18 protein-coding genes are annotated in these 22423 nt (G+C 46.1%); 8 read left to right on the plus strand and 10 right to left on the minus strand.

Features of this window, described 5'->3' with window-relative positions; translation table 11 throughout:
- Positions 1–289: 289 nt before the first annotated feature.
- Positions 290–1600: an alpha-galactosidase gene (gene melA, locus AC0J5I_RS03630; RefSeq protein ID WP_475303792.1), complete on the minus strand. Its 1311-nt coding sequence runs from the start codon at positions 1598–1600 to the stop codon at positions 290–292.
- A gap of 97 nt (positions 1601–1697) precedes the next feature.
- Positions 1698–2531: an AraC family transcriptional regulator gene (locus AC0J5I_RS03635; RefSeq protein ID WP_475303796.1), complete on the minus strand. Its 834-nt coding sequence runs from the start codon at positions 2529–2531 to the stop codon at positions 1698–1700.
- 213 nt (positions 2532–2744) lie between these two features.
- On the opposite strand from AC0J5I_RS03635, the gene AC0J5I_RS03640 reads away from it, so the two are divergent.
- Entirely contained in the window at positions 2745–3473 is a 729-nt protein-coding gene (locus AC0J5I_RS03640) for a MurR/RpiR family transcriptional regulator (RefSeq protein WP_475303800.1), read from the plus strand.
- A 115-nt stretch (positions 3474–3588) separates the two neighbouring features.
- Positions 3589–5034 (plus strand): glycoside hydrolase family 1 protein, encoded by a 1446-nt coding sequence (locus AC0J5I_RS03645; protein WP_475303804.1) that lies wholly within the window; start codon positions 3589–3591, stop codon positions 5032–5034.
- 119 nt (positions 5035–5153) lie between these two features.
- On the opposite strand, the gene AC0J5I_RS03650 is transcribed toward AC0J5I_RS03645, so the two are convergent.
- Together AC0J5I_RS03650 and AC0J5I_RS03655 are read right to left on the minus strand one after the other, a co-directional pair.
- Positions 5154–5519 (minus strand): recombinase family protein, encoded by a 366-nt coding sequence (locus tag AC0J5I_RS03650; protein ID WP_475305493.1) that lies wholly within the window; start codon positions 5517–5519, stop codon positions 5154–5156.
- 63 nt (positions 5520–5582) lie between these two features.
- A complete protein-coding gene (locus tag AC0J5I_RS03655; RefSeq protein WP_475303807.1) occupies positions 5583–5786 on the minus strand; it encodes a hypothetical protein in 204 nt (67 codons plus the stop codon).
- 247 nt (positions 5787–6033) lie between these two features.
- On the opposite strand from AC0J5I_RS03655, the gene AC0J5I_RS03660 reads away from it, so the two are divergent.
- Both AC0J5I_RS03660 and AC0J5I_RS03665 read left to right on the plus strand, forming a co-directional pair.
- Entirely contained in the window at positions 6034–6177 is a 144-nt protein-coding gene (locus tag AC0J5I_RS03660) for a family 1 glycosylhydrolase (protein WP_407701487.1), read from the plus strand.
- A 211-nt stretch (positions 6178–6388) separates the two neighbouring features.
- Entirely contained in the window at positions 6389–7261 is an 873-nt protein-coding gene (locus AC0J5I_RS03665) for an SDR family oxidoreductase (protein WP_475303812.1), read from the plus strand.
- Positions 7262–7517: 256 nt separating this feature from the next.
- Here AC0J5I_RS03665 and AC0J5I_RS03670 read toward each other — a convergent pair whose 3' ends face one another.
- The 3 genes from AC0J5I_RS03670 to AC0J5I_RS03680 form a co-directional block, all read right to left on the minus strand.
- Entirely contained in the window at positions 7518–8390 is an 873-nt protein-coding gene (locus AC0J5I_RS03670; RefSeq protein WP_475303817.1) for a sugar ABC transporter permease, read from the minus strand.
- Positions 8391–8394: 4 nt separating this feature from the next.
- Positions 8395–9744, minus strand: a complete 1350-nt coding sequence (locus tag AC0J5I_RS03675) for a carbohydrate ABC transporter permease (protein ID WP_107996452.1) — start codon at positions 9742–9744, stop codon at positions 8395–8397.
- A gap of 79 nt (positions 9745–9823) precedes the next feature.
- The gene (locus tag AC0J5I_RS03680; protein WP_475303822.1) at positions 9824–11098 is read right to left on the minus strand and encodes an extracellular solute-binding protein; all 1275 of its coding nucleotides are present in this window, start codon (positions 11096–11098) and stop codon (positions 9824–9826) included.
- Positions 11099–11395: 297 nt separating this feature from the next.
- Between AC0J5I_RS03680 and AC0J5I_RS03685 the strand changes: the two genes are divergently transcribed.
- The 3 genes from AC0J5I_RS03685 to AC0J5I_RS03695 all read left to right on the plus strand — a co-directional run bounded on the left by AC0J5I_RS03685 (position 11396) and on the right by AC0J5I_RS03695 (position 16498).
- Positions 11396–13159 (plus strand): glycoside hydrolase family 13 protein, encoded by a 1764-nt coding sequence (locus AC0J5I_RS03685; RefSeq protein WP_475303825.1) that lies wholly within the window; start codon positions 11396–11398, stop codon positions 13157–13159.
- Between the two features lie 73 nt (positions 13160–13232).
- Positions 13233–14858, plus strand: coding sequence for a glycoside hydrolase family 13 protein (locus tag AC0J5I_RS03690; protein WP_475303829.1), 1626 nt, complete (start codon positions 13233–13235; stop codon positions 14856–14858).
- Positions 14855–16498, plus strand: a complete 1644-nt coding sequence (locus AC0J5I_RS03695; RefSeq protein WP_475303834.1) for a glycoside hydrolase family 13 protein — start codon at positions 14855–14857, stop codon at positions 16496–16498. The genes AC0J5I_RS03690 and AC0J5I_RS03695 overlap by 4 nt, the downstream gene beginning before the upstream one ends.
- A gap of 279 nt (positions 16499–16777) precedes the next feature.
- Here the strand turns inward: AC0J5I_RS03695 and chvE are convergent, their stop codons facing one another.
- From chvE to xylA, 3 genes are all read right to left on the minus strand, one after another.
- Complete coding sequence (gene chvE, locus AC0J5I_RS03700) at positions 16778–17866, minus strand: multiple monosaccharide ABC transporter substrate-binding protein (protein WP_475303839.1); 1089 nt, start codon at positions 17864–17866, stop codon at positions 16778–16780.
- A gap of 204 nt (positions 17867–18070) precedes the next feature.
- Positions 18071–19564 (minus strand): xylulokinase, encoded by a 1494-nt coding sequence (gene xylB, locus AC0J5I_RS03705; RefSeq protein WP_475303842.1) that lies wholly within the window; start codon positions 19562–19564, stop codon positions 18071–18073.
- Between the two features lie 52 nt (positions 19565–19616).
- Complete coding sequence (gene xylA / locus AC0J5I_RS03710) at positions 19617–20924, minus strand: xylose isomerase (protein WP_475303847.1); 1308 nt, start codon at positions 20922–20924, stop codon at positions 19617–19619.
- A 145-nt stretch (positions 20925–21069) separates the two neighbouring features.
- Here xylA and AC0J5I_RS03715 point away from each other — a divergent pair, with 145 nt between their 5' ends.
- A complete protein-coding gene (locus AC0J5I_RS03715; RefSeq protein WP_475303850.1) occupies positions 21070–22227 on the plus strand; it encodes an ROK family protein in 1158 nt (385 codons plus the stop codon).
- Positions 22228–22423 lie beyond the last annotated feature (196 nt).

Raw genomic sequence — 22423 nt, forward strand, 5'->3', positions numbered from 1 at the left:
TTTTTGAAATCCTTTTCATGTGACTACTATAGCACGGGTAAAAGGGCCCCACAATAAGATGAACCCCTTTAGGGAAAGCGTTCTCACACTGGCCTTTTTACCATTTCCCGGGAAATTTCTCAGGCCAACCACGAGCATCCGAAACATGCGAAACCTAGTTCCAAATAAATAAAAAAACGAAATAGAGAGCACCAACAGGCTGCTCCTTATTTCGTTTTTTTGTATTTCAAGATATCAAGTACGCTCTATGATGCGACAAAACCGATTGACTGGGCGCACTTGTTTGTTCTCATTTATATGTCGGCAGATAATCGCCATGGGCAGCGATCAATTCGTCCACCATTGCTTTTATTTCTGAAATGGACAGTTCTGAACTCGCATGAGGATCCAACAAGGCTGCTTGATAGATTTTGTCTTTTTCAAGTGTCATTGCGGCCTCAACCGCCAACTCCTGGACATTGATATTTGTGCGATTCAATGCTGCCAGTTGCGTAGGAAGGTTGCCTACATAGGTAGGTTGAACGCCATTTTTGTCCACCAAACACGGAACTTCCACACAGCAATCTTCAGGCAAGTTCGTGATCAGACCTTTATTGAGAACATTTCCGGCAATCACAGTCGGATTCCCTGTTGTAATCGCATCCATGATGTAAGAGGCATATTCGCGGCTTCTTGTGTGTTCCAGCGAGCCGTTATTGACGATCTCTTCTCTTTGAAGTTCCCAGCCTTCGATTTGGGTAACGCATCTTCGCAAATATTCATCAATCGGGATTTGCAGTTGATCAATCAGCTGCGGATAATTCTTTTTGATGAAATAAGGATGGTACTCCGCGTTATGCTCGCTGGATTCCGTGATATAGTAGCCAAAATGTTTCATCAATTCAAAGCGCACAGAATCCTTGTGGGGATCAGCGATTGTTGAAGCCAGTCGGTGAATTTCAGGGTAGAAATCTTTCCCGTTCCGATTGATTTCCAACAGCCAAGCCATATGGTTGATGCCGGCGATTTTCCATTGGAATTCATCCAGATTGTATTGATCTTTTATCCCCAGATGTTCAAATAATTCCGGCACACAAACTTGAACACTGTGGCACAAGCCGACCGTTTTGATCTTCGTCCCTTTCAGCATCCCCATCGTCAAAATGGCCATCGGATTGGTGTAGTTCAGTAACCAGGCATCCGGACAAACCTCCTCCATGTCTTTAGCAAATTCAAACATTACTGGAAGTGTGCGCAATCCTCTGAAAATACCGCCGATACCGCCAGTATCCCCGATTGTCTGCTGCAAGCCGTATTTTTTGGGAATCTCGAAATCAATCACAGTGCTCGGTTTGTATCCCCCAACTTGAATAGCATTGATGACGAAATTCGCATCTCTCAAAGCTTCTTTCCTGTCGCTGAAAGACTGTATGTTGGCGCGGTTTTGGTTCGAGTTTTTGTTGATAGCCTTAAGCATCAATTCAGATTCGTTTAATCTTTTTTCATCAATATCGTATAATGCAATCTCTGCATCTTGAAGACTCGGCGTCAACATCGCGTCCCCTAAAACATTTTTCGCAAAAATCGTGCTGCCTGCACCGATAAAACAAATTTTAACCATATCCATGCTCCTTTTTCCATTTGATGTCTCCAGTATAGTTTATTCTCACTGAAACAAAAGTGCATGATTTTAGCTGCAGGGTACAATTTTGTAGGTCTTATTTTTCAGCCTTATATTCGGTCGGCGAACTGTGAAATCTGCTCTTGAAGGCCCTCGAAAAAGAGTGCCGGTTCTCATATCCTACCGCGTTTGAGATTTCCTCAATCGACAATTCCGTCGTTTTCAACAGTTGGCTGGCTTTGTTCATGCGGTACAGGTTCAAATATTTGAGGGCGTTCAAACCCAACTCCTCTTTGATCACCTGGCTGAAATAGGAAGGATGCAGGTACATCGATTTCGCAATTTCTTCGATCGTCAAATCCTCGCGATAATAATTATTTTCCACGTACAACAAAAAAGCTTCGCTGTATTTCGTTCTTTGGCTGACTCGGACCTCCATTTCCACACCTTCATTATGGATTTTGAAGAACGAAAAAATGTCATAGAAGAGCGCCTGATTTACTAGTTTTTTAGAATCATCAAAGAAATCGGATTGCATAAAACTCTCGAATTTTTCCCGCAACGCTTCTTTCGTATCAACTTGCCCAATATAGTCTTTAACGCCGATGCCATTTGTCTGCAGGATTTCTTTCACCTTGTTGCCCGAAAATCCTATCCAATAGTATTCCCAGGGATTTTCCGCATCCGCTTCATAATCGACCAGTTCATTCGGCCGGATCAGAAAAAAATCCCCCGCACCCAAGTGATGCGTTGTATCGTTCACGGTATACCGCCCTTTTCCGCCGATCACAAAGTGCACGATATAGTTATCCCGTAATGAAGGCCCAAATCGATGCCTGCTCTGACACTTCTCGTATCCCACATTAAAAAAATAAAAATCCGAGAAATAATATTCTTTGAAAAATAGATCCTTCAATAGTTTTTCGTTCATAGCGCATCCTCTGTTATCTGTTTATTTATCATGCGGACTTCATAACGCTGGTCAGGACCCTCCTTGCATAGGATCTGGCTTCGAGGGTGCCATTCATCAGTACATTTGTACAGGTAGATTTTAGCACTAATCACGAATAAAAAAAGGGAATTAATGTTAAAATAATGAAGTGATTGTCCAATTAACATGAATTATTCACTTGAGGTGGGAAACGTGGAAACATTGATTTATAATCTTTTAGCATACATAAACAATTCTCTTGATAAGGATATTAACTACCATATAGCGAAAACGTTGCTCGAAAATTTTCATAAGATTGAGGGGTTTTCATTAGAAACAGCAGCAGAGGTATGTAATGTAGCCCCTTCTACAATTAATCGTTTCTGCAAAAGAATTGGTTTTAGAAATTTTTCAAACTTAAGAAATTCTGTAATTAAGCATGGGGCACCTCTTGAAAAGAACGATATTCACCTAAGTGGAGATAGGTTTATAGAGCAATTAAAGGAAAACGTGGAAATAATTGAAAATATCCCAAGGGAACAGATTGAGCGGATTGTAAAACAAATCAGCAAATCCCGTCGAGTTGTAATACTAGGTTTTGAAAAGCATCAAATCCAAGCTTTGGAGTTACAAAAAAAAATACTTCTTGCAGGGAAATTTTGTGAATGTAATACAAATATTTTTAAACAAATGAATGTTCTGGACATATTGACAGAGGAAGATATGATTATCACTATTTCTATACAGGGATACTTACTATCAGAGGAATTTCTCTTATTTGAAAAACTCAAAAGGACTGAGGGAAAGAAATTACTGATTACCTTCTCGGAACCACATCAACATCTAGCACTATTTGATGAAATTTTACAGTGTGGAAAAATTGAAAATAGTGCTGTCAGTAGTCAAACCTTATTAAGATTGTTTGATGTATTGTTTCATTGATTCCAATAGCAACATTCTTCGCAGCCTTAAACTGGTCTCTTTTAGACCAGTTTTTTTAGCATCACTAAATTATAATAAAATCAGAAACAAAAAAAGTCGAGAGAAGGAATATACTATGACATTTCCAAAAGGTTTTTTATGGGGTGGAGCTACGGCTGCAAACCAATTAGAAGGAGCTTACAACGAGGGGGGCAAAGGCCTTTCCATTTTTGATATGGTCCAATTTGTACCAAAAGAAGAGCGTGCAAACGAAATCGAAATGGATATCAGAAGCAAAAAGGAACTTGAGGATCTTTTAGCAGGAACCGTTGGAGATAACTTCCCGAAACGTCGTGGTATCGACTTCTACCACCGTTATAAAGAAGATATTGCACTGTTTGCAGAAATGGGCTTTAAAACATTCCGTATGTCCATCTCTTGGCCTCGTATTTTTCCAAATGGTGATGAGACAGAGCCAAATGAAGAAGGACTAGCTTTCTATGACAAAGTATTCGATGAATTATTGAAATATGGAATCGAGCCACTTGTGACGTTATCACACTATGAAATTCCACTTGCTTTAGTTCAAAAATATAATGGTTGGGCAGATCGACGCGTAGTTGAATTCTTTGTTCATTATGCAGAAACGGTATTTAATCGTTATAAAGGAAAAGTGAAATACTGGTTAACGTTCAATGAAATTAATATTTCAACGCTGTCTCCATATATCGGTAGTGGTGTTCTTATAGATGAAGTAGAACACAAGGAAGAAACGGTTTATCAAGCATTACATCATCAGTTTGTAGCAAGCGCTAGAGCGGTCAAGGCGTGTCATGAAATGATCCCTGATGCCATGATTGGTTGTATGCTGGCTCGTATGGAAGTATATCCAGAAACTTGCAGTCCAGATGATGTATTAGAAGCACTGAAAGAAGACCAAATGAACCTTTTCTTCACTGACGTCCAAGTTCGTGGCTATTATCCAAGTTACATGTTAAGTTATTTTGAAGAAAATGATATTAAGCTTGACATGCTTCCTGGCGATGAAGAAATATTACTGCAACATACAGTGGATTACTTATCCTTTAGTTACTACATGTCAATGGTTGCCAGCGGAGCACCTGGTAAGCAGAAGGAAAAAGGGAACTTCTTTAGTGGTGTGAAAAACCCTTATTTAGAGTCATCTGATTGGGGATGGCAAATTGATCCGAAAGGATTGCGTATTACCTTAAAGAAAATGTATGATCGCTACCAAGTACCGTTGTTTATCGTGGAAAATGGACTTGGCGCCTATGATAAAGTAGAGGAAGACGGCTCAATCAACGACGATTATCGTATTGATTATATGCGTGCACATATTGAGCAAATGAAAGAAGCGATCAAAGAGGGTGTAGATCTTATTGGGTACACAAGCTGGGGTTGTATCGATTTAATTAGTGCAAGTACCTCTGAAATGTCTAAACGTTACGGTTTCATCTACGTTGATCAAGACGATTATGGCAATGGTACTTTAGAGAGAAGCAAGAAAAAATCATTTGATTGGTATAAGCAGGTAATTACTACAAATGGAGAAGAACTATAGATAGAACTTAAAGGGGGGTGTCTCAAAATGAGACACCCCCCTTTGCTTATAGATACAATAGCACCTTATGTTATTCAATTAAAGCAAGTAGTACCCTTAGGAATGGTCCTTCAATAGGTTCATGGCAAGATTGATTTGTTACTGATTGAATTTCTTTGGTCGCCCTTCCCGAATAGGAGCTTAATCGTGTTCAATGCATCTTGTGTGCTCCAAGCGAAGCGATCCAACTTCGTCACAACCAGCGTGTCCCCTGTCTGGATTTCCTGAAGAAGTTTTTGAAATTCGGGACGATCACTTTTCGTTCCAGTGATTTTCTCGAAGTAGACCCAATCGCAGCGTTCCTCTTCGAGTTGACGCTGCTGTCCTTCCAGATCCTGTTGACGGATATCACGGTAGAGATGAATTCGCTTTTCTGAAAGGACACACCTATGGAACGAACCTCCGTAGCAGGATAAAAAAATAGGCGATAACTTACCCCAACTCAGGTAATTTAGCGCCTATTTTTATTATTCAGTTGGGTTTTGTCCAGCCTCTATCTGTGTATTTTTTTAAGCGTCATCATCCGAATTGAATTTCCCAATCTCTTCTGCTTCGGCATCCAATTCTGGGTCCGGATGTTGGGATTTTGGTATTTGATAGTCCCTTTCAGATTCTGCTTCTCCGGAAAGTGGATCTGGATGGGAATGGGCAGCATTTGCTGCGGCCACTTCATTTTCGTGTAATTCTTTTTCAAATTCAGGATTCTTATCCATTACGGTTCCTCCTTATGATTCATAACGTATAAAAGAATTGAGAGCGCTTGCATTATCCTTCACCCATTCTATAACAAGCAAAACGAAATAACAAATGATACGCACAGGCCCAATATCAGAAATCACTATTATTTTCGGGATTGAAATGGAAGTCTGCCTTTTTTAAACTGAATTTTTAGTAAACATTGCTCATTTTAATGTACCGATTCATCTGATCTAGGAGTATGGCAGTTGAAAAAATCGTAAACTGATAGATTGCTATTCTCGTTATGCAAGGACAGTCCTGAAAAGCTGCAAAGGTTGGGTGAAATACTGGCTGACCACCAATAAAACCAGTATCCTGCTGTATCAATCATTTGTGGGTGGCGAACCTAGTCGTTCAACATTTTAGGAAGATTGTCGGAGGATCTCACCACTCTTCGCGAACTGCCGAGAATACAAGATAAATGTCGGAGGTTCTCTACATATTCATCCCCCATTCCCTTTCTTCCTTGCCAATTTTTCATCCACACACAACTCTAAGTGTAACGGCTTTCCAAATGAAGCCGGATGCTATATCATTAGATTACAATAAATAAGTGAAGAAATCGGAGGGATTCAGCATGAAATTATTAGTAACGGGAGCAACAGGAAAGTTCGGCACAAAAGTTGTAGAGACGCTTTTGCAGACAGTACCGGCCAACCAATTGGCGGTCAGTGTCCGCGATCCAAAGAAAGCGGAAGCATTGAGCGCTCGCGGGGTGGATGTCCGCCAAGGGGACTTTGATCATCCGGAAACGTTGGACGCCGCTTTCGCAGGCGTCGATCGCATCTTGCTTGTCTCTGCGGACGGAGATAACGAAACCCGGATCCGCCAGCATGCCAACGCTGTAGCTGCGGCAGAGCGGGCCGGCGTTGGCTTCATTGCGTACACCAGCCTAGCTAAAGCTCAGGACAGCACCAACTTGTTCGCTCCGACGCATCAGGCTACGGAAAACGCCATCCTGAAAACCGGCATCCCCTATTCTTTCCTACGCAACAACTGGTACTTGGAGAATGAGGCTTCCAGCATCCAAGGCGTCCTGGCAGGCGCTCCGTGGGTGACATCCGCAGGCGACGGCAAGGTCGGATGGGCGCTGCAACAGGATTATGCGGAAGCAGCCGCTGCCGTGTTGGCCGGCAGCGGACACGAAAACACAATCTATGAGCTCTCCGGCAAGCCCTTGACTCAGGAAGAAATTGCCGCGGCTCTCGGAACCGTTTTGGAGAAAGAAGTCACCGTACTGCAGCTTGATGATGCCGCTTATGCCGAAGCGATGAGCGGTGCCGGTGTACCGGATTTCGTCATCCCTATCCTGCTCGCTATCCAAAAGAGCATCCGCGAAGGTTCATTGGATGTCGAAAGCGATGATTTCGAAAAATTGCTCGGCCGTCCAGCCACTCCGATCAATGAAGCTTTGGCCCAAATCGCTAAGGGCTTGGCCCACGTTGGCTGATTGAACGCGCGGTGGAATGTCGATTGAAACCATGGATAAATGCGAAGTATTCATCTTTTTGCGCGCGCATGCCGTGCTAAAGATGAATTGTTCCAAAGTATTCATCTTTTCGAGCGCGAATGCCGTCCTAAACATGAATTACTCCAAAGTATCCATGTTCACACGACAAAATTGCCTACCCCCACAAAAACAAAACCCAAAAAGCCCAAAAGGCGCTCCGGCAAGAGCGCCTTTTGGGCTTTTTCACTTTACAATACTATCCTTTGACTGATCCGGAAGTCACGCCTTCCACATAGAAGCGTTGCATGAAGATAAACAGGATCGTGATTGGGATGGCGATCAGCACGCAGCCTGCAGTGAACGCCATGAACAGCGAGTTCGCGGTTGTGCGGGTCATCATCGTGAACAACCCGATCGCTATCGTGTAGTTCGGGATGTTGTCGCCCATGATGATTTTTGCGAAGATGAAGTCCATCCACGGTCCCATGAAAGCCAGCAATGACGTGTACACGATGATCGGTTTGGACAACGGCAGCGTGATTTTCGTGAAAATCTGCCACTTGTTCGCGCCGTCGATCATGGCCGATTCGTCCAGCGCCATCGGAATCGTATCAAAGAATCCTTTGGCGATATAGAAGCCCAGCGCGGAACCCGCGGAGTAGACCAAAATCAAAGCAAGCAGGCTTTCCGTCAGGTTGAGGGCTTTCAGGATGTAGTACACGGCAATCATGCTCATGAATCCGGGGAACATGTTCAGGACAAGCGCCACTTTCAGGAACGGTTTCCGCATCTTGAAGCGCAAGCGCGACAGTGCGTACGCCATTGCGATCGTAATGAAAGTCGACAGGAGGCAGCTGATCACGGAAACAAACAGCGTATTCAGGAACCAACGCACAAACGGATAATTTCCGGTTGTGTTCTGCAGCAGAATTTTGTAGTTTTCCAAAGTAAATGATTTTGGAATGATGTACGGAACGAACGCCCCGCCCTCTGCCCGGAAGCTGGTCAAAACGATCCATACGATAGGGAACATCCAAATGACCGACAGGACAGCCAGGGCGGCGTAGACTGCAGCCAGCGAATATCGCCGCTGCGCTTTGTATCCTGTTGTTTTCTTTTCTTTTGCCATTTTTTTAGCCCTCCTTGAATGAATTCGTTCTTGTGTAGGCCAGCAGACTGAAAGCTGCGGACAGGATGAAAATCAGAATACCAATGACGGATGCCAAGTTGTAGTCCATTGTGTTGACGGTCAAGTTGTATAGCCATGTAACCAACAAGTCCGTCGAACCCGCTCCGTAGAAATCGGAATTCGAAGGGCCACCGCCGGTCAACAGGAAAATGACGTTGAAATTGTTGATGTTTCCGATAAATTGTTGGATCAACGCTGGCATCATGACGAACAAAATTTGCGGGAAAGTGATGTTCCTGAAAATCTGCAACTTGTTGGCGCCATCGATCCGTGCAGCCTCAATCTGGTCAGTCGGCAGATTTTGGATGATCCCCGTCGAAACCAGCATCGTTGCCGGAATACCGATCCACATATTAACGACAATGACCGTAATTTTTGCCCAAATCGGATCCGTCAAAAATGGAATGGCCGAATCGATCAGCCCCAAATTCAGAAGCGTGGCGTTGATGGGTCCCGCGCCATTCAACAGATTGCGCATCACCAATAGCGAGATGAACTGCGGTACTGCCATCGTGACGACGAAAATCGTGCGCCAAACGCCTTTGAATTTCAGGCCTTTGGTGTTGATCAAAAGCGCGAGCAGGATGCCGAAGAAAAAGCAAGTGACCGTCGCCAGCGTAGCCCAGATCAGCGTCCAGCCCAAGACCGGGAAGAAGGTGTCTGCCATATTTCCGGAAATGACGTTACCGAAGTTCACCAAGCCGACCCAGGTAAAGAGGTTTTTCGGCGGCAAGTGCGTATGATCATAGTTAGTGAAGGCGATCGAGATCATGTAAAGCAACGGCAGGACCGTGAACAGCAGTACGCCCAACAACGGAATCGTCATTAGGGTAAGGTAGAACCGTTCGTTCAGCAGACTCGCCAAATCATCCATCGTGCTCGGAATCTTTTCATCCGCTACTTTTAGCCCATGGAGATGCCGTGCGCTTTTCAAATTGATGATGTACAAACCCACAAGGAGCACACAAATCACAATGGCAGCAATGCCGAATAATAGCAGTAACATCGAGTTGTCGCCTTCTTGCAGCACTTCAATCCCTATGCGTTCATCAAAAACGAGCCCTTGCCCCTGAGTACCCAACGTCGCCAACATAGACAGCGCGTGGAGTCCGTTGCGGATCAGCCAATAGAAGAAGGCGATCTGCGAAAACAGAAAAATCAAACCCTTTAAGTATTGTTTATTGGCAAGATTGGCAGCTCCCATGACAACAAAGGAAAGTTTTGTTGCGACGTCCCCTTCTTTGAACACTTCCCGAAAGGTCATCTGCTGGCTGTAACTTTTTTTCTTGAACATGGCTTCCCCACTCACTTTCGTCATTTAAATAGGAGGGACGAAAGATGCGTGATCTTTCGCCCTCCCTTTTTAATTTTTGTTATTCTTTTTCTTCCTCAGGTTCTGTTACTTTGGAAGTGTCGCTGACCAATTTGTCCAATTTTTCCATGTACTCGGATTCTGTGATGTTGCCTTTGTATGCATCATTGATGATGGCATCCATTGCTGGCCAGAACGAAACGATTTCCGGAACTTTAGGCATTACGACTGAATGAGTGGGTTGGGACATTTCCATGACCGCTTTTGCAACAACGTCTTCTTGCACTTCCGCTGTTTCCTGAACGACTTTGTTAGATGGGATGACGCCCATTTCCTGGAATTCAGTCAATTGGGAAGTTTCATTGGACAGGTAGTTAGCCAAAGCCATGGATGCTAAAGGAGCATCTGTCTGTTGGTTTACGGCAAACAATTTGACGCCCAAGAAAGCTTTCATTTGAACTTCGCCGCTGCCGAAATCGACTGTCGGATAAGCCGCAACGCCCATGTTCTCGCCCAATGCTTTAATTACGTCATTTTTGGACCAAGGACCGGAAAGAAAAGCATCCGAAACGCCTGCTTCCAAGTTGGCCAAAGCTTCAGCTCCGGATTGGATCACGCCTGGATTGTTCTTTTGAGCTGCGACCCATGCAAGTACTTCAGCACCTTTTTCGTTATTGAAATTGGTTCCGCTTGGATCTTCACCGTTTTCACCGTACAAGTAAAGACCGTTACTCATGAACAGCGGTCCAAAGATATAGTTGGCTCCAGCTTCAGCAAAGTTTGTGCCGATTTTGCCTTTTTCAGACAACGTCGTCCAGCTCTTCACATCGTCTTCAGTAAGTTTCGCTTTGTTATAGTAGAGAACTTGCGATTCAACGCCGTATGGGTAGCCGTAAAGCTCATCGTTCCACGTTACGCCTTCCACAGCCGATTCCACGTTGTTTGCTTTTACTTCATCCGCGTATTTTGTGTTCGGGTACAACAGACCTGCTTCAGCCATTTGACCGACCTGGTCATGCGGCATCATGAAAACATCGGCAGCCGCTTTTGGATCTTTCGAGACATCTTTTTTTGCATCCGCTGAGCTTCCTGCTGCCACTTCAACGGTAACTTCAGGGAATTCTTTTTCGAAGTCTGCCACGATTCCTTTGAAGACTTCCACGTGATCCGTGTCCACCCACAATTTGACATCGCCTTCTACTACGACTTCCCCGGATGTGTTCTCAGCCGAGCCTGTGCCGCTTGTATCAGTTGTGCCGCCGCATGCGCCCAAGATTAAAGCAGATGCCCCCAAGATTAAACCGCTTCCAAAATATTTTTTCCAATTCGTCTTCACTTACTTGTCCCCCTTGAAATGAATTTCCTTTACACTTTAGATTATGCAACCGATTGCTTAAATAGTCAAGCGTTATTTCTCATAAAAAGAAAACGATTTATTTTTTTGATGAATCGGATTGATTGTGAAAAGCTTAATTACATATGTATATCAAGGGTTTCTAACACTATGCAAGCCAATGGATATGATTCTCCACTCCAAAAATAAAATGCAACCGATTGCTAAAAGTTCTTGCAACCGATTATCTGATGTGCCACAATGTGGGAAAACAAAGAGTGAAAAGGAGCCGATACTACTATGAACACTTCAGCGCTTTACCATCGTCCCGAAAGCGAGTTTGCCTATCTATATGACCAAGAAACGATGCACGTCCGCCTGCGGACTGCCCGCGGAGACGTTAGAGAGATGGGATTGCTTTACGGGGACCCTTATTTTTTGGACAAAGAGGAGTGGTTCCGCAAACCGCTTCAGATGATCAAAACACTTTCCACCGATCTTTACGACTACTGGTTTGTGCAAGTGAACGCACCTTTAAAGCGCTTATCCTATGCATTTTCTTTAAAGGGTCATGACGGAATTTCCGTCTTTTATGGCGATCACGGCGTCTATCCATTAGAAGAAGAGTATTTGCTGATGCCAAATAATTACTTCCGGATGCCCTTCTTCCATGAAGTCGATCGCTACAAAACACCTGAATGGGTCAAAGAAACCATTTGGTATCAGATTTTCCCGGAGCGTTTTGCCAACGGGGATCCGAGCAACGATCCGGAAGGCACACTTGCTTGGGGTTCGGAAGATCCTAACAGGCAGAATTTCTTCGGCGGCGACCTGCAGGGGGTCATAGACAAGCTTGACTATTTGGAGGACCTGGGAATCAACGGTATATATTTCTGTCCGATTTTTGAAGCTTCTTCCAACCATAAGTACGACACGATTGATTACCTGAAAATCGATCCGGCTTTCGGCGATGCCGAAATCTTCAAGAAACTCGTGGATGAATGCCACAGGCGCGGTATGAAAGTCATGCTGGATGCCGTCTTTAACCATATCGGCGACTCTTCTCCGCAATGGCAAGATGTGCTTAAAAACGGCAAAGACTCGAAATATGTCGATTGGTTCCACATCAATGAGTTCCCGGCTTCGTACAAACGGGGCGAAAATTTCGAGGATGCTTATGATATCACCTACGATGTTTTTGCTGCCAATCCGCATATGCCGAAATTGAATACGGCCAATCCGGCAGTGCAGGATTATCTGTTGAACATCGCCCGTTATTGGATTGAGGCCTTCGATATCGACGCTTGGCGTTTGGATGTCGCGAACGAAGTCGATCACGCCTTTTGGAAAAAATTCCGGATTGTCTGCGATGAAGCCAAAAAAGATTTCTACATTCTCGGCGAAATTTGGCATTCCTCCCAAAATTGGCTGCAGGGCGACGAATTCCATGCGGTCATGAACTACGCCTTCACTGACGCAATCATGGGCTATTTCGTGAAGAATGAACTATCATTGAGTAAAATGGTGTCGGAAATGAACAACCAGCTGATGCTCTACCGTGATCAGACGAACCAGATGCAGTTTAACATTTTGGATTCCCATGATACGCCGCGCCTGTTGACCGAAGCCAATGAAGACAAAGACATCATGAAGCAAGCGATGGCATTTACTTATATCCAACCTGGAGTCCCATGCCTGTACTACGGAGATGAAATCGGTTTGACCGGCGGGATGGACCCGGATTGCCGCAAGTGCATGGTCTGGGAAGAGGGAAAACAGGACCGCAATCTGCACCAATTCGTGAAACAATTGAATGGCCTCCGCAAAGAGCAGCAAAAAATCCTTTCGGAAGGCACCGTTTATTGGCGGCAAGTATCTGAAGAATCCGGCGTGATCATTTTGGAGCGCATGCTAGGCGGAGAGGTCATCCGCGGCGCCTTCAACACCGGTGAACACACGGCACGGGTGGAACTGATCGGGAACGCTTTGTTTGCGAACCTTGCTGACGTGTCGGACGGCTCGGTCGAATTGGAACGCAAAGGCTTTGTGTTGATGAAAGAATAGTCACTGCACGTTGCGGCGGGCAATTAGGCAATAGATTTTCTCAAATGAAATGAATAAGGAATGAGGATGCAGCATGGAAAAACATTGGTGGCAAGAGGTTGTCGTTTATCAGATTTATCCGCGGAGCTTCAGGGACAGCAACGGCGACGGCATCGGCGATATCGCCGGCATGACCGAAAAATTGGACTATCTGGAAAAATTGGGGATCGGGGCGATTTGGCTTTCGCCTGTCTACGAGTCGCCGAACGACGACAACGGTTATGACATTTCCGACTATGAAGCCATTCTCGAAGAATTCGGCACAATGGCAGAAATGGAACATTTCATCGCGGAAGCCGATAAGCGGCACATCAAAGTGGTGATGGATCTGGTGGTCAACCATACTTCGGACGAACACGCTTGGTTCGTCGAAGCCAAAAAAGGCAAAGATAATCCGTACCGCGACTATTACGTCTGGGAAGACCCTGCCGCAGATGGCGGCGTGCCGAACGGATTGGGTTCAGCTTTCTCCGGACCGGCCTGGGAATGGGATGCCGCAAGCGGACAGTATTACTTACATCTCTTCAGCAAAAAACAGCCGGACCTGAACTGGCAGAACCAAAAGATGCGCCAGGAAATCTACGCTATGATGAACAGCTGGATCGCTAAAGGCATCGGCGGCTTCCGCATGGACGTCATCGACCTGATCGGAAAAATCCCCGAAAAGGGAATCACCGGCAACGGCCCGCAGCTGCATGAATTCCTGCAGGAAATGCATCATGCGACTTTCGGCGCCCATGACCTGCTGACCGTCGGCGAAACCTGGGGCGCCACTCCGGAAATCGCCAAATTATATTCCGCTCCCGAACGCGAGGAGCTCTCGATGGTTTTCCAATTCGAACACATCGGCCTGGACCAAAAACCGGACGGCAAGAAATGGGATCTACAGCCGATGCGGGTGGCCGAACTGAAGCGGATTCTGACGAAATGGCAAACGGAACTCGGACAGGACGGCTGGAACTCTTTGTTCTGGAATAATCACGATTTGCCACGGATGCTGTCGCGTTGGGGGAACGATCAGACTTACCGCTCGCAAAGCGCCAAAATGCTGGCGATCCTCTTGCACATGATGAAGGGCACCCCTTACATCTATCAAGGCGAAGAAATCGGCATGACCAACACGCCGATTACAACCATTTCAGAAGCAAGGGACATCGAAACGATCAATATGTACCACGAGCGCTTGGCGAAAGGCTATTCAGAGGCAGAGATCCTGGCTTCGATCAACGCCAAAGGCCGCGACAATGCCCGCCGCCCGATGCAGTGGGACGCTTCCTTGAACGGTGGCTTCACGACCGACACCCCTTGGATCGGCATGAATGAAAATTATCCGGTCATCAATGCGGAGGCTGTTTTGGAGGACCCGGATTCGATTTTTTATACGTACCAAAAGCTGATTCGTCTGCGCAAAGAGCAGCCGATCATGGTTTGGGGCGAATTCAAGTTGGTGGATACGGTCGATGAAGTCATCAGCTATTACCGGGAATACGAGGTCGAGCGTTGGCTGATTGTGGCCAATTTTTCAGATGACGCGCAGCTCTTCTCGGTCGAGGACGAAATAGCCGAAGTGATCATCCAGAATTATGAGTTGGAGCTTACAGATTTGAAGGACATGACATTGAAGCCTTGGCAAGCTTTTGTGGTGAAGGTGACCGCATGAACGGCTGGTGGAAAAATGCGGTAGGCTATCAGATCTACCCCCGGAGTTTCCGGGACGCCAACCACGATGGCATCGGTGACCTGCAGGGAATCATCGAAAAACTGCCCTATCTGCAGTCATTGGGCGTGGATTTCATTTGGTTGAATCCGGTCTACGCTTCGCCGAATGTCGATAACGGCTACGACATTTCCGATTACCAGGATATCCATCCCGATTTCGGGACAATGGCCGACTTCGAGGAACTGTTGGATACGGCCCATGCTGCAGGCATCAAAATCATCATGGATCTGGTCGTGAACCATACTAGCGATCAGCATCCTTGGTTTCTGGAAGCGAAAAAAGGCCGCGAAAACCCGTATCGCGATTATTATTTGTGGGCGGATGCGACGGAAAACAAAATGCCGAATGATTGGCAAAGTTTCTTCGGCGGATCGACCTGGACTTACGACGGCTCGGGCCAGTCCTACTTTCATGTCTTTGCGCCGGAACAGCCGGATCTGAATTGGAAAAACCCCAAAGTACGGGAAGAAATCTACCAGATGATCCGCTGGTGGCTGGACTTGGGGATCGACGGCTTCCGTCTGGATGCGATCAGCCATATCCAGAAAGAACCTTGGGATTTCAAGATCACCGAAAATCCTTGGGCACCCTTCATGAACGTCTCGGGAATCGAAGTCTATATGCAAGAACTGAAGGAAATTTTTGATGCATACCCCATCATGACGGTCGGCGAAGCCAGCGGCGTTTCCAGCAAAAAAGCCGCGCATTGGACCAAAGAAGACGGCTATTTGAATATGATCTTTGAGTTGGAGCATAACGTGCGCGAAGGCCAGCCTGGTTCGGAACGGCTCAATCTGTTGGGGTTCAAAAAGGTGCTTTCCCGTTGGCAAAAAGACTTGGGATCGAACGGATGGAACGCCTTATACGTGGAGAATCATGATAATCCGAGGATCGCTTCGATTCTGGGGGATGAATCACCCAAATCCGCCAAAGCGATTGCCACGATGTATATGTTGCTGAAAGGGACGCCCTTCATCTATCAAGGCCAGGAAATCGGCATGACCAACTTTGCTTTTCAGTCGATGGAACAAGTCGACGCCCAAGATTCGCACAATCTTTACCGGATTCTCTTGGAGAGCGGCTCTTCTCCGGAAGAAGCGTTAAGGAACGTCACGCATTGGACGCGGGACCATTCGCGCACGCCGCTGCAATGGGAAGGCGGGATGTTCGGCGGATTTTCCGAGTTGCTGCCCTGGATGGCTGTGAACAGTAACGCTGAACATTTGAATATCGCCGAGCAGGAAAAAGATGAACAATCCGTTTTGAGTCATTACAAACAATTGATCCGATTGAGAAAGAATCAGTCCGTATTTTCCGATAGTACCTTCGAACTGATTCTGAAAAATCATCCGCAGGTTTTTGCTTATTTGCGCAAGTCGGACACCAAACAGGTGCTCGTTCTAACGAATCTTAGCCGGAATCCTTGCCAAATCGATCTGCCGACAAGAGTGTCCAACAAAAACTGGCACTTGCTGCTGACGAATTCGGAACAGCTGGCTATCGAAAAACGCGTACAGCTGCAGCCTTATGATGCTTGGGTGTTTGAGGAAGTTGCTGCGGCGCCCGCAGCTGCCCGCTGACCGGAGTTGAGCGACGGTATCTGTGCCCTCCTCCGGTGAGGCTCCTCTGGCCGGAATTAAGCGGTATCTTGAGGGCTCTTCTCCTGCGAGACTATCCTCGTCGGAACACAAACTTATAATGTGGGGCGTCCTCCGGCGTAGCCTCCGTTCACCGGAGGAGAACAATCGCGTTCCCTTCCTCTCACCTATTACTCCAAATAAAGTTTTACAAAACGCTAAAATGAATGCACGAAGAAGAGGCTGTCCCTAATGAGACAACCCCTTCTTCGTGCATTCTGCTTATTGCGCTAAATCTTCTTCTGTGTAATATTCGGTATCAATCAGTTCAGCTTTATAGTTTTCTTTATCGACCGAGATTGGGTTTGCCAAATAGGTCGGCACCACTTTAACGCTGTTGTCGTAGGTTTCGGTGTCATTGACAGGCACTTCTTCACCCTTGAAGATGGCTTCGATCATCTCGATTGTATTTTTAGCCAAGATACGTGTATCTTTGAATACTGTCTGCGTTTGTTCGCCGGCAATGATCGATTTCACACCTGCTTGATCTGCATCTTGTCCTGTGATGACCGGCATCGGTTTGTCTGCGGAGCCATAGCCTACCCCTTTCAATGAAGAGATAACTCCTAGACTGATCGTATCATTAGGAGACAAGACGGCATCCAATGTTTCATCTGAATAGTTTGCGCTCAACAGATTATCCATCCGTCCTTGGGCAGTCGACCCGTCCCAGCGCAGCGTAGCGATTTGACTAAATTTTGTTTGACCGGAACGAACAACCAGTTGACCGCTGTCAAGGTACTGTTGGAACACGGACATCACACCATCGTAATTGATCAAAGCATTATTGTCGTCTGGAGATCCACTAAATAATTCAATATTATAAGGGCCTTCACCTTCACTCAAGTTCAATGCATCTTCGATATAGGAAGCCTGTAGAACCCCAACGCCGAAGTTGTCGAATGTTGCATAGTAATCTACATGCTCGGAATTCATCAACAGACGGTCGTAAGCGATGACTTCAATATCCTCGTTCGCAGCTTTTTCCAATACGTTTGTCAAAGCAGAACCATCGATGGGGGCTATCACCAAAAGATCGACACCTTTCGTGATCATGTTCTCGATTTGCGCAATCTGATTTTCGACTTTGTCTTCTCCATATTGCAAGTCCGTTTTATAACCCAGCTTCTCCAATTCCGTCACCATGTTGTTACCGTCCGAAATCCATCGTTCCATCGATTTCGTCGGCATCGCAATCCCGACATAACCACTTTCTCCGGTAGAAGCGTTACCACTTCCGCAAGCTCCTAACACCAATGCAGATAACAAAGTTGCTGTTGCAAGGATACCTTTTTTCAAACTGAATTCCATTCCGAATTCCTCCACTGCTGATTATTTTTACATCTGTACCACACCAATAAAAATAACGCTTACATTAAATGGGTTGCCCGTTACTCGGCATCATTTCGCGAATCGTGGCTGGATGGTTTCATACCCTCCAGCCACGATTCGTTCCCATGATTCAAACCCAAAAATCTTAATGATGCACGCTCAAATTTCTGCACAAATAGACTGTTATTCTTTCGCCAATGCATGACACAATTCTTTAGTCGCTCCGTAAACTTGCGTATACAGTGCATATATTTTTTGGTAGGCTGCAACGTTTTCCGGAATAGGCCGTAAGACATCTTTGTAGGCAACAAATACGTCCGCGCAAGCAGTCACTGTCGGGAACCACCCAAGTCCGACCGCAGCCAACATTGCAGCACCCAACCCAGGTCCCTGTTCGACTTCCAGACAGGCGATTTCGGCATCGAAAACATCTGCTTGGATCTGCAGCCAATCCGGATTTTTGGCGCCCCCGCCAACGGAAACAATCCGCTTAAAGGATTTGCCAGCTACTTTCTCCATCAATACTTGCGAATCCTTCAAGGAGAAAGTGATCCCTTCCAGAACCGCTCGCGCAAAATGTTTGATCGTATGATTCGTGTCCATCCCGATGAAACTGCCGCGGATTTTGCTGTCGACATGCGGCGTACGTTCGCCGACGATATACGGGGTGAACAGCAAGCCGGCCGCACCCGGTTTGATCGCATCCATGCCTGCAAGCAGTTCTTCGAACGTGCTGTCCGGCGCGAATGTATCCTTGAACCAGTTGAGGCTGTGGCCCGCCGCCAAAGTGACGCCCATCGAGTAGTAGCCATCCTCAATGGTGTGATTGAACAGATGCAACTTGCCTTGGTAATCCTGCTCAGCCGAACCCTCGAATGCGAGGAACACACCGGATGTTCCGATGCTGGCCATGCCTGTCTCAGCATTCACGATACCGGCGCCAATCGCAGCGCAGGCGTTATCTGCCCCACCCGCAAATATTTTTACTTCCTTTTCAAAGCCGAAGCGATTCGCCAGTTCCGGCCGCAGGTTTCCGGTCATGCCCGAAGATTCGATCAATTCAGGCAGATAGGTTTCCGGGATGCAAAATTTTTCGAGAACAGCTTTAGACCATTCTTTCTTTTCAACATCCAGAAGTAGCGTACCGGCTGCATCCGAGTAATCCATATGCATGGTGCCAGTCATCCAATATCCCAGATAATCCTTTGGAAGCAGCATATGCCGCACCTTGTCCCAGATTTCCGGCTCGTTTTCCTGGATCCACAGAATTTTTGGTAAAGTGAATCCTTCCAACGCAATATTTTTTGTGATCGCAAGCAGTTCTTCTCCGAAAGCGTCGGTGATCGCCTTGCACTGTTCGGTGGTCCTGACGTCATTCCACAGAATCGCATTGCGGAGGACATTATTATCTTCATCCAGCACAACCAAACTGTGCATTTGGCCGGAGAAGCTGATTCCCTCCAATTGTGCAGTGAAGTCCGCAACTTCATCCTTCAGCCTGTCCAGTACATATTCGCAGGCCAGGATCCATTGCCCCGGATCCTGTTCGCTGTATCCGGATTTCGGATGGATCAGCGGATACTCTTTTTGGGCGGAAGCTACTGCCTTTCCTTGCTCATCCAGTAGCAACCCCTTCAATGAACTTGTTCCCAAATCTATTCCTAACACATACGCCATAATTTTTGCTCCTCTTCTGTTGCATCCATCAACCGAACGACTTCTGTATGGATTATACCAAGTAGTCGTTCAAGCGGGATTTGACGAATTCAAGATGGCTCGACTCTAATTTGATGTCTCCGTTTTGCAGGGAATACTCTGTCAATGATTCCAAAGTTTCTTTGTCCGACAAGATTCTTGCGCCAACGCCATCGTTGTAGCTGGCATAGCGTTTGTCTTTCAGGTCATCGAAGAAACGTTCCTCTTTCAACTTAGCAGCAGCTTTCAATCCTCGGGCAAAAGTGTCCATCCCGGCAATATGTGCCAACAACAGATCTTCCATCTCGAATGAAGAGCGGCGTACTTTGGAATCGAAGTTGATTCCGCCCGGTGCAATCCCGCCGTTCTCAAGGATTTCATACATAGCCAATGTCGTATCGTAGATGTTTGTCGGGAATTCGTCTGTATCCCAACCCAACAGCATGTCGCCTTGGTTGGCATCAATCGATCCTAAAGCGTCGTAGCAACGGGCTACATTCATTTCATGCTCAAATGTATGTCCAGCTAATGTCGCATGGTTCGCTTCCAGGTTCAGTTTGAAGTCGCCTTCCAAACCATATTTTTGGATAAAAGCCATTGTTGTTGCTGCATCGAAATCATATTGGTGCTTGGACGGCTCCATCGGTTTCGGTTCGATCAGGAACTGTGGTTTGTGGCCGATTTTCTCGCCGTAAGCAACCGCCATTTTGAACAAACGAGCAATATTGTCTTGCTCGAATTTCATGTCCGTATTCAATAAGGTCTCATAGCCTTCACGGCCGCCCCAGAAGACATAGTTTGCGCCGTTCAATTTCTTGCTGATGTCCAAGCCTTTTTTCACTTGTGCCGCTGCATAGGCAAAAACTTCAGCGCTATTGGAGGAAGCTGCCCCGTTCACATAACGTGGGTGGGAGAACATGTTTGCTGTATTCCACAAGAGCTTGATGCCGGTTTGATCCATTTTCGCTTTGATCAGGTCTGTGATCTCATCGATATTTTTGAAAAATTCTTCAAGGGAATTTCCTTCTGGGGCGATATCGACATCGTGGAAGCAGAAGAATTCAACATCCAATTTTTCCAAAATTTCGAAGAAAGCTTCCACACGGTTTTTTGCAGTTTCCATCGGAGTGGACCCTTCCCATGTGCGGATATTCGTAGGGCTTCCGAAAGGATCAGAACCGTCCTGCGTCATTGTGTGCCAGTAAGCGACACCAAAGCGTAAATGCTCTTTCATCGTTTTGCCCATCACGACTTCTGACGGATTGTAATGACGGAATGCCATCGGGTTCTCTGTGGTAACGCCTTCATATTTAATTTTATCTACTGTTGAAAAATAACTCATTTCTTTTCCTCCTCAAAAATGTTATCTTGTCTTTGGGTTAGTTCGCTCAACTAACTCATGAACATAATATAAACGATTATTTTTTTGTTGTCAAGCGCTTTCAGAAGATATATGATAGATAACGAAGGAAGAAGGAGTGGTTTTATTGATTCATAGCAAATACACAATCCGCGAAAACAACGAGGCCACCATTTTGAATGCAATCATTGGCCAGAAAGAAATTTCCCGCGCTGAATTATCCGTCCATATCGGACTAAACAAAGCTTCCGTGTCCGCGATCACCAAAAAACTGTTGGACGACGGATTGATCCATGAGGACCGGGTCGGCGACGCAGCCCGAATCGGCGGCAGGAAGCCCATCATGCTCACTTTCAATGGAAAAGCTGCGCTTACCCTTTCCTTGGATGTCGCACCCAATTACATAGAGGGGCTCATCGCTTATATCGATGGAAAGGTCCTTTATGAATCCGAAATCAGAGGCATCAAAGTTTCCTCCGCCAATGTCCTCGACTATATCACGGAAATGGTTGAAAAATTGACGCAACATGCTGTGGAAACGCCGCACGGCATCACTGGCGTCTGCGTTGCGATCCACGGACTCGTCAATCAGGAAGAAATCATCTTTACACCGAACTATACTTTGCAGAGCGATCTGAAGGCTCAATTGGAAGAAATTTATCCCTTTTATGTATATTTGGAAAATGAAGCGAATCTGGCGGCGCTGGGTGAATATACCTTCGGATCCATTTCGGACAGCGTCGTCAGCCTGAGCATCCATACGGGCATCGGAGCCGGAATTGTCGAAAATGGGAAACTGAGGACCGGGAAAAAAGGTATAGCCGGTGAAATTGGCCACAGCATCCTCTACCCAGACGGCCGTAAGTGTCCTTGTGGCAATGAAGGTTGCCTCGAACAGTATGCATCCCACCAGGCCATCTACAGCGAATTGGAACAGATGCTTGCGTTGCCGGACATCAATTCTTCCGTGGTGATCGAACGCTACAAAAAAGGCGATCCCATTGTCCAAAAAACACTTCGGACCAATGCGCATTATTTGAGCATAGCCGTTAATAATCTGGCGGTGATCTACGAACCAGATCTCGTGGTTATCAACAGTTCAATTTATTCGCAAATCCCTGAATTGATCAGTATTCTTAAGGGTGATCTCAAAGGTAAATTTTCATGTGGCACCAGTGTCGTCAGCAGCTCGCTCAAGAGAAAAGCGACCTTATTCGGGGGTGTGGCCAGGTCCACGCAGAACTTCCTGAACATTCAGAATCTGAAAATGAATACGGACAGCTGAAATCAAAACCACCCGTTATGTTGCTACGGGTGGTTTTGATTTGTTGTCTCGTTCTAATAGCCCAACCTTTTCAATTCCGCTTCCATACTGGAGTTCGTCGGCTTTTCCGCATTCTTCGTCCCCTGAACAGTCAACACACTCAACTTGTGTTGACTGTTCTGCATTCATTGTCCTCTGTTCAGCCGACACCATCGAA

The organism is Trichococcus sp. TS_SC_9 (assembly GCF_056156325.1).

Bases quoted from the DNA above. Each gene is read 5' to 3' on its own strand.
- melA (WP_475303792.1), bottom strand. From the start codon at position 1,600: ATGGTTAAAATTTGTTTTATCGGTGCAGGCAGCACGATTTTTGCGAAA.
- AC0J5I_RS03635 (WP_475303796.1), bottom strand. From the start codon at position 2,531: ATGAACGAAAAACTATTGAAGGATCTATTTTTCAAAGAATATTATTTC.
- AC0J5I_RS03645 (WP_475303804.1), top strand. From the start codon at position 3,589: ATGACATTTCCAAAAGGTTTTTTATGGGGTGGAGCTACGGCTGCAAAC.
- AC0J5I_RS03655 (WP_475303807.1), bottom strand. From the start codon at position 5,786: ATGGATAAGAATCCTGAATTTGAAAAAGAATTACACGAAAATGAAGTG.
- AC0J5I_RS03665 (WP_475303812.1), top strand. From the start codon at position 6,389: ATGAAATTATTAGTAACGGGAGCAACAGGAAAGTTCGGCACAAAAGTT.
- AC0J5I_RS03670 (WP_475303817.1), bottom strand. From the start codon at position 8,390: ATGGCAAAAGAAAAGAAAACAACAGGATACAAAGCGCAGCGGCGATAT.
- AC0J5I_RS03675 (WP_107996452.1), bottom strand. From the start codon at position 9,744: ATGTTCAAGAAAAAAAGTTACAGCCAGCAGATGACCTTTCGGGAAGTG.
- AC0J5I_RS03685 (WP_475303825.1), top strand. From the start codon at position 11,396: ATGAACACTTCAGCGCTTTACCATCGTCCCGAAAGCGAGTTTGCCTAT.
- AC0J5I_RS03690 (WP_475303829.1), top strand. From the start codon at position 13,233: ATGGAAAAACATTGGTGGCAAGAGGTTGTCGTTTATCAGATTTATCCG.
- AC0J5I_RS03695 (WP_475303834.1), top strand. From the start codon at position 14,855: ATGAACGGCTGGTGGAAAAATGCGGTAGGCTATCAGATCTACCCCCGG.
- chvE (WP_475303839.1), bottom strand. From the start codon at position 17,866: ATGGAATTCAGTTTGAAAAAAGGTATCCTTGCAACAGCAACTTTGTTA.
- xylB (WP_475303842.1), bottom strand. From the start codon at position 19,564: ATGGCGTATGTGTTAGGAATAGATTTGGGAACAAGTTCATTGAAGGGG.
- xylA (WP_475303847.1), bottom strand. From the start codon at position 20,924: ATGAGTTATTTTTCAACAGTAGATAAAATTAAATATGAAGGCGTTACC.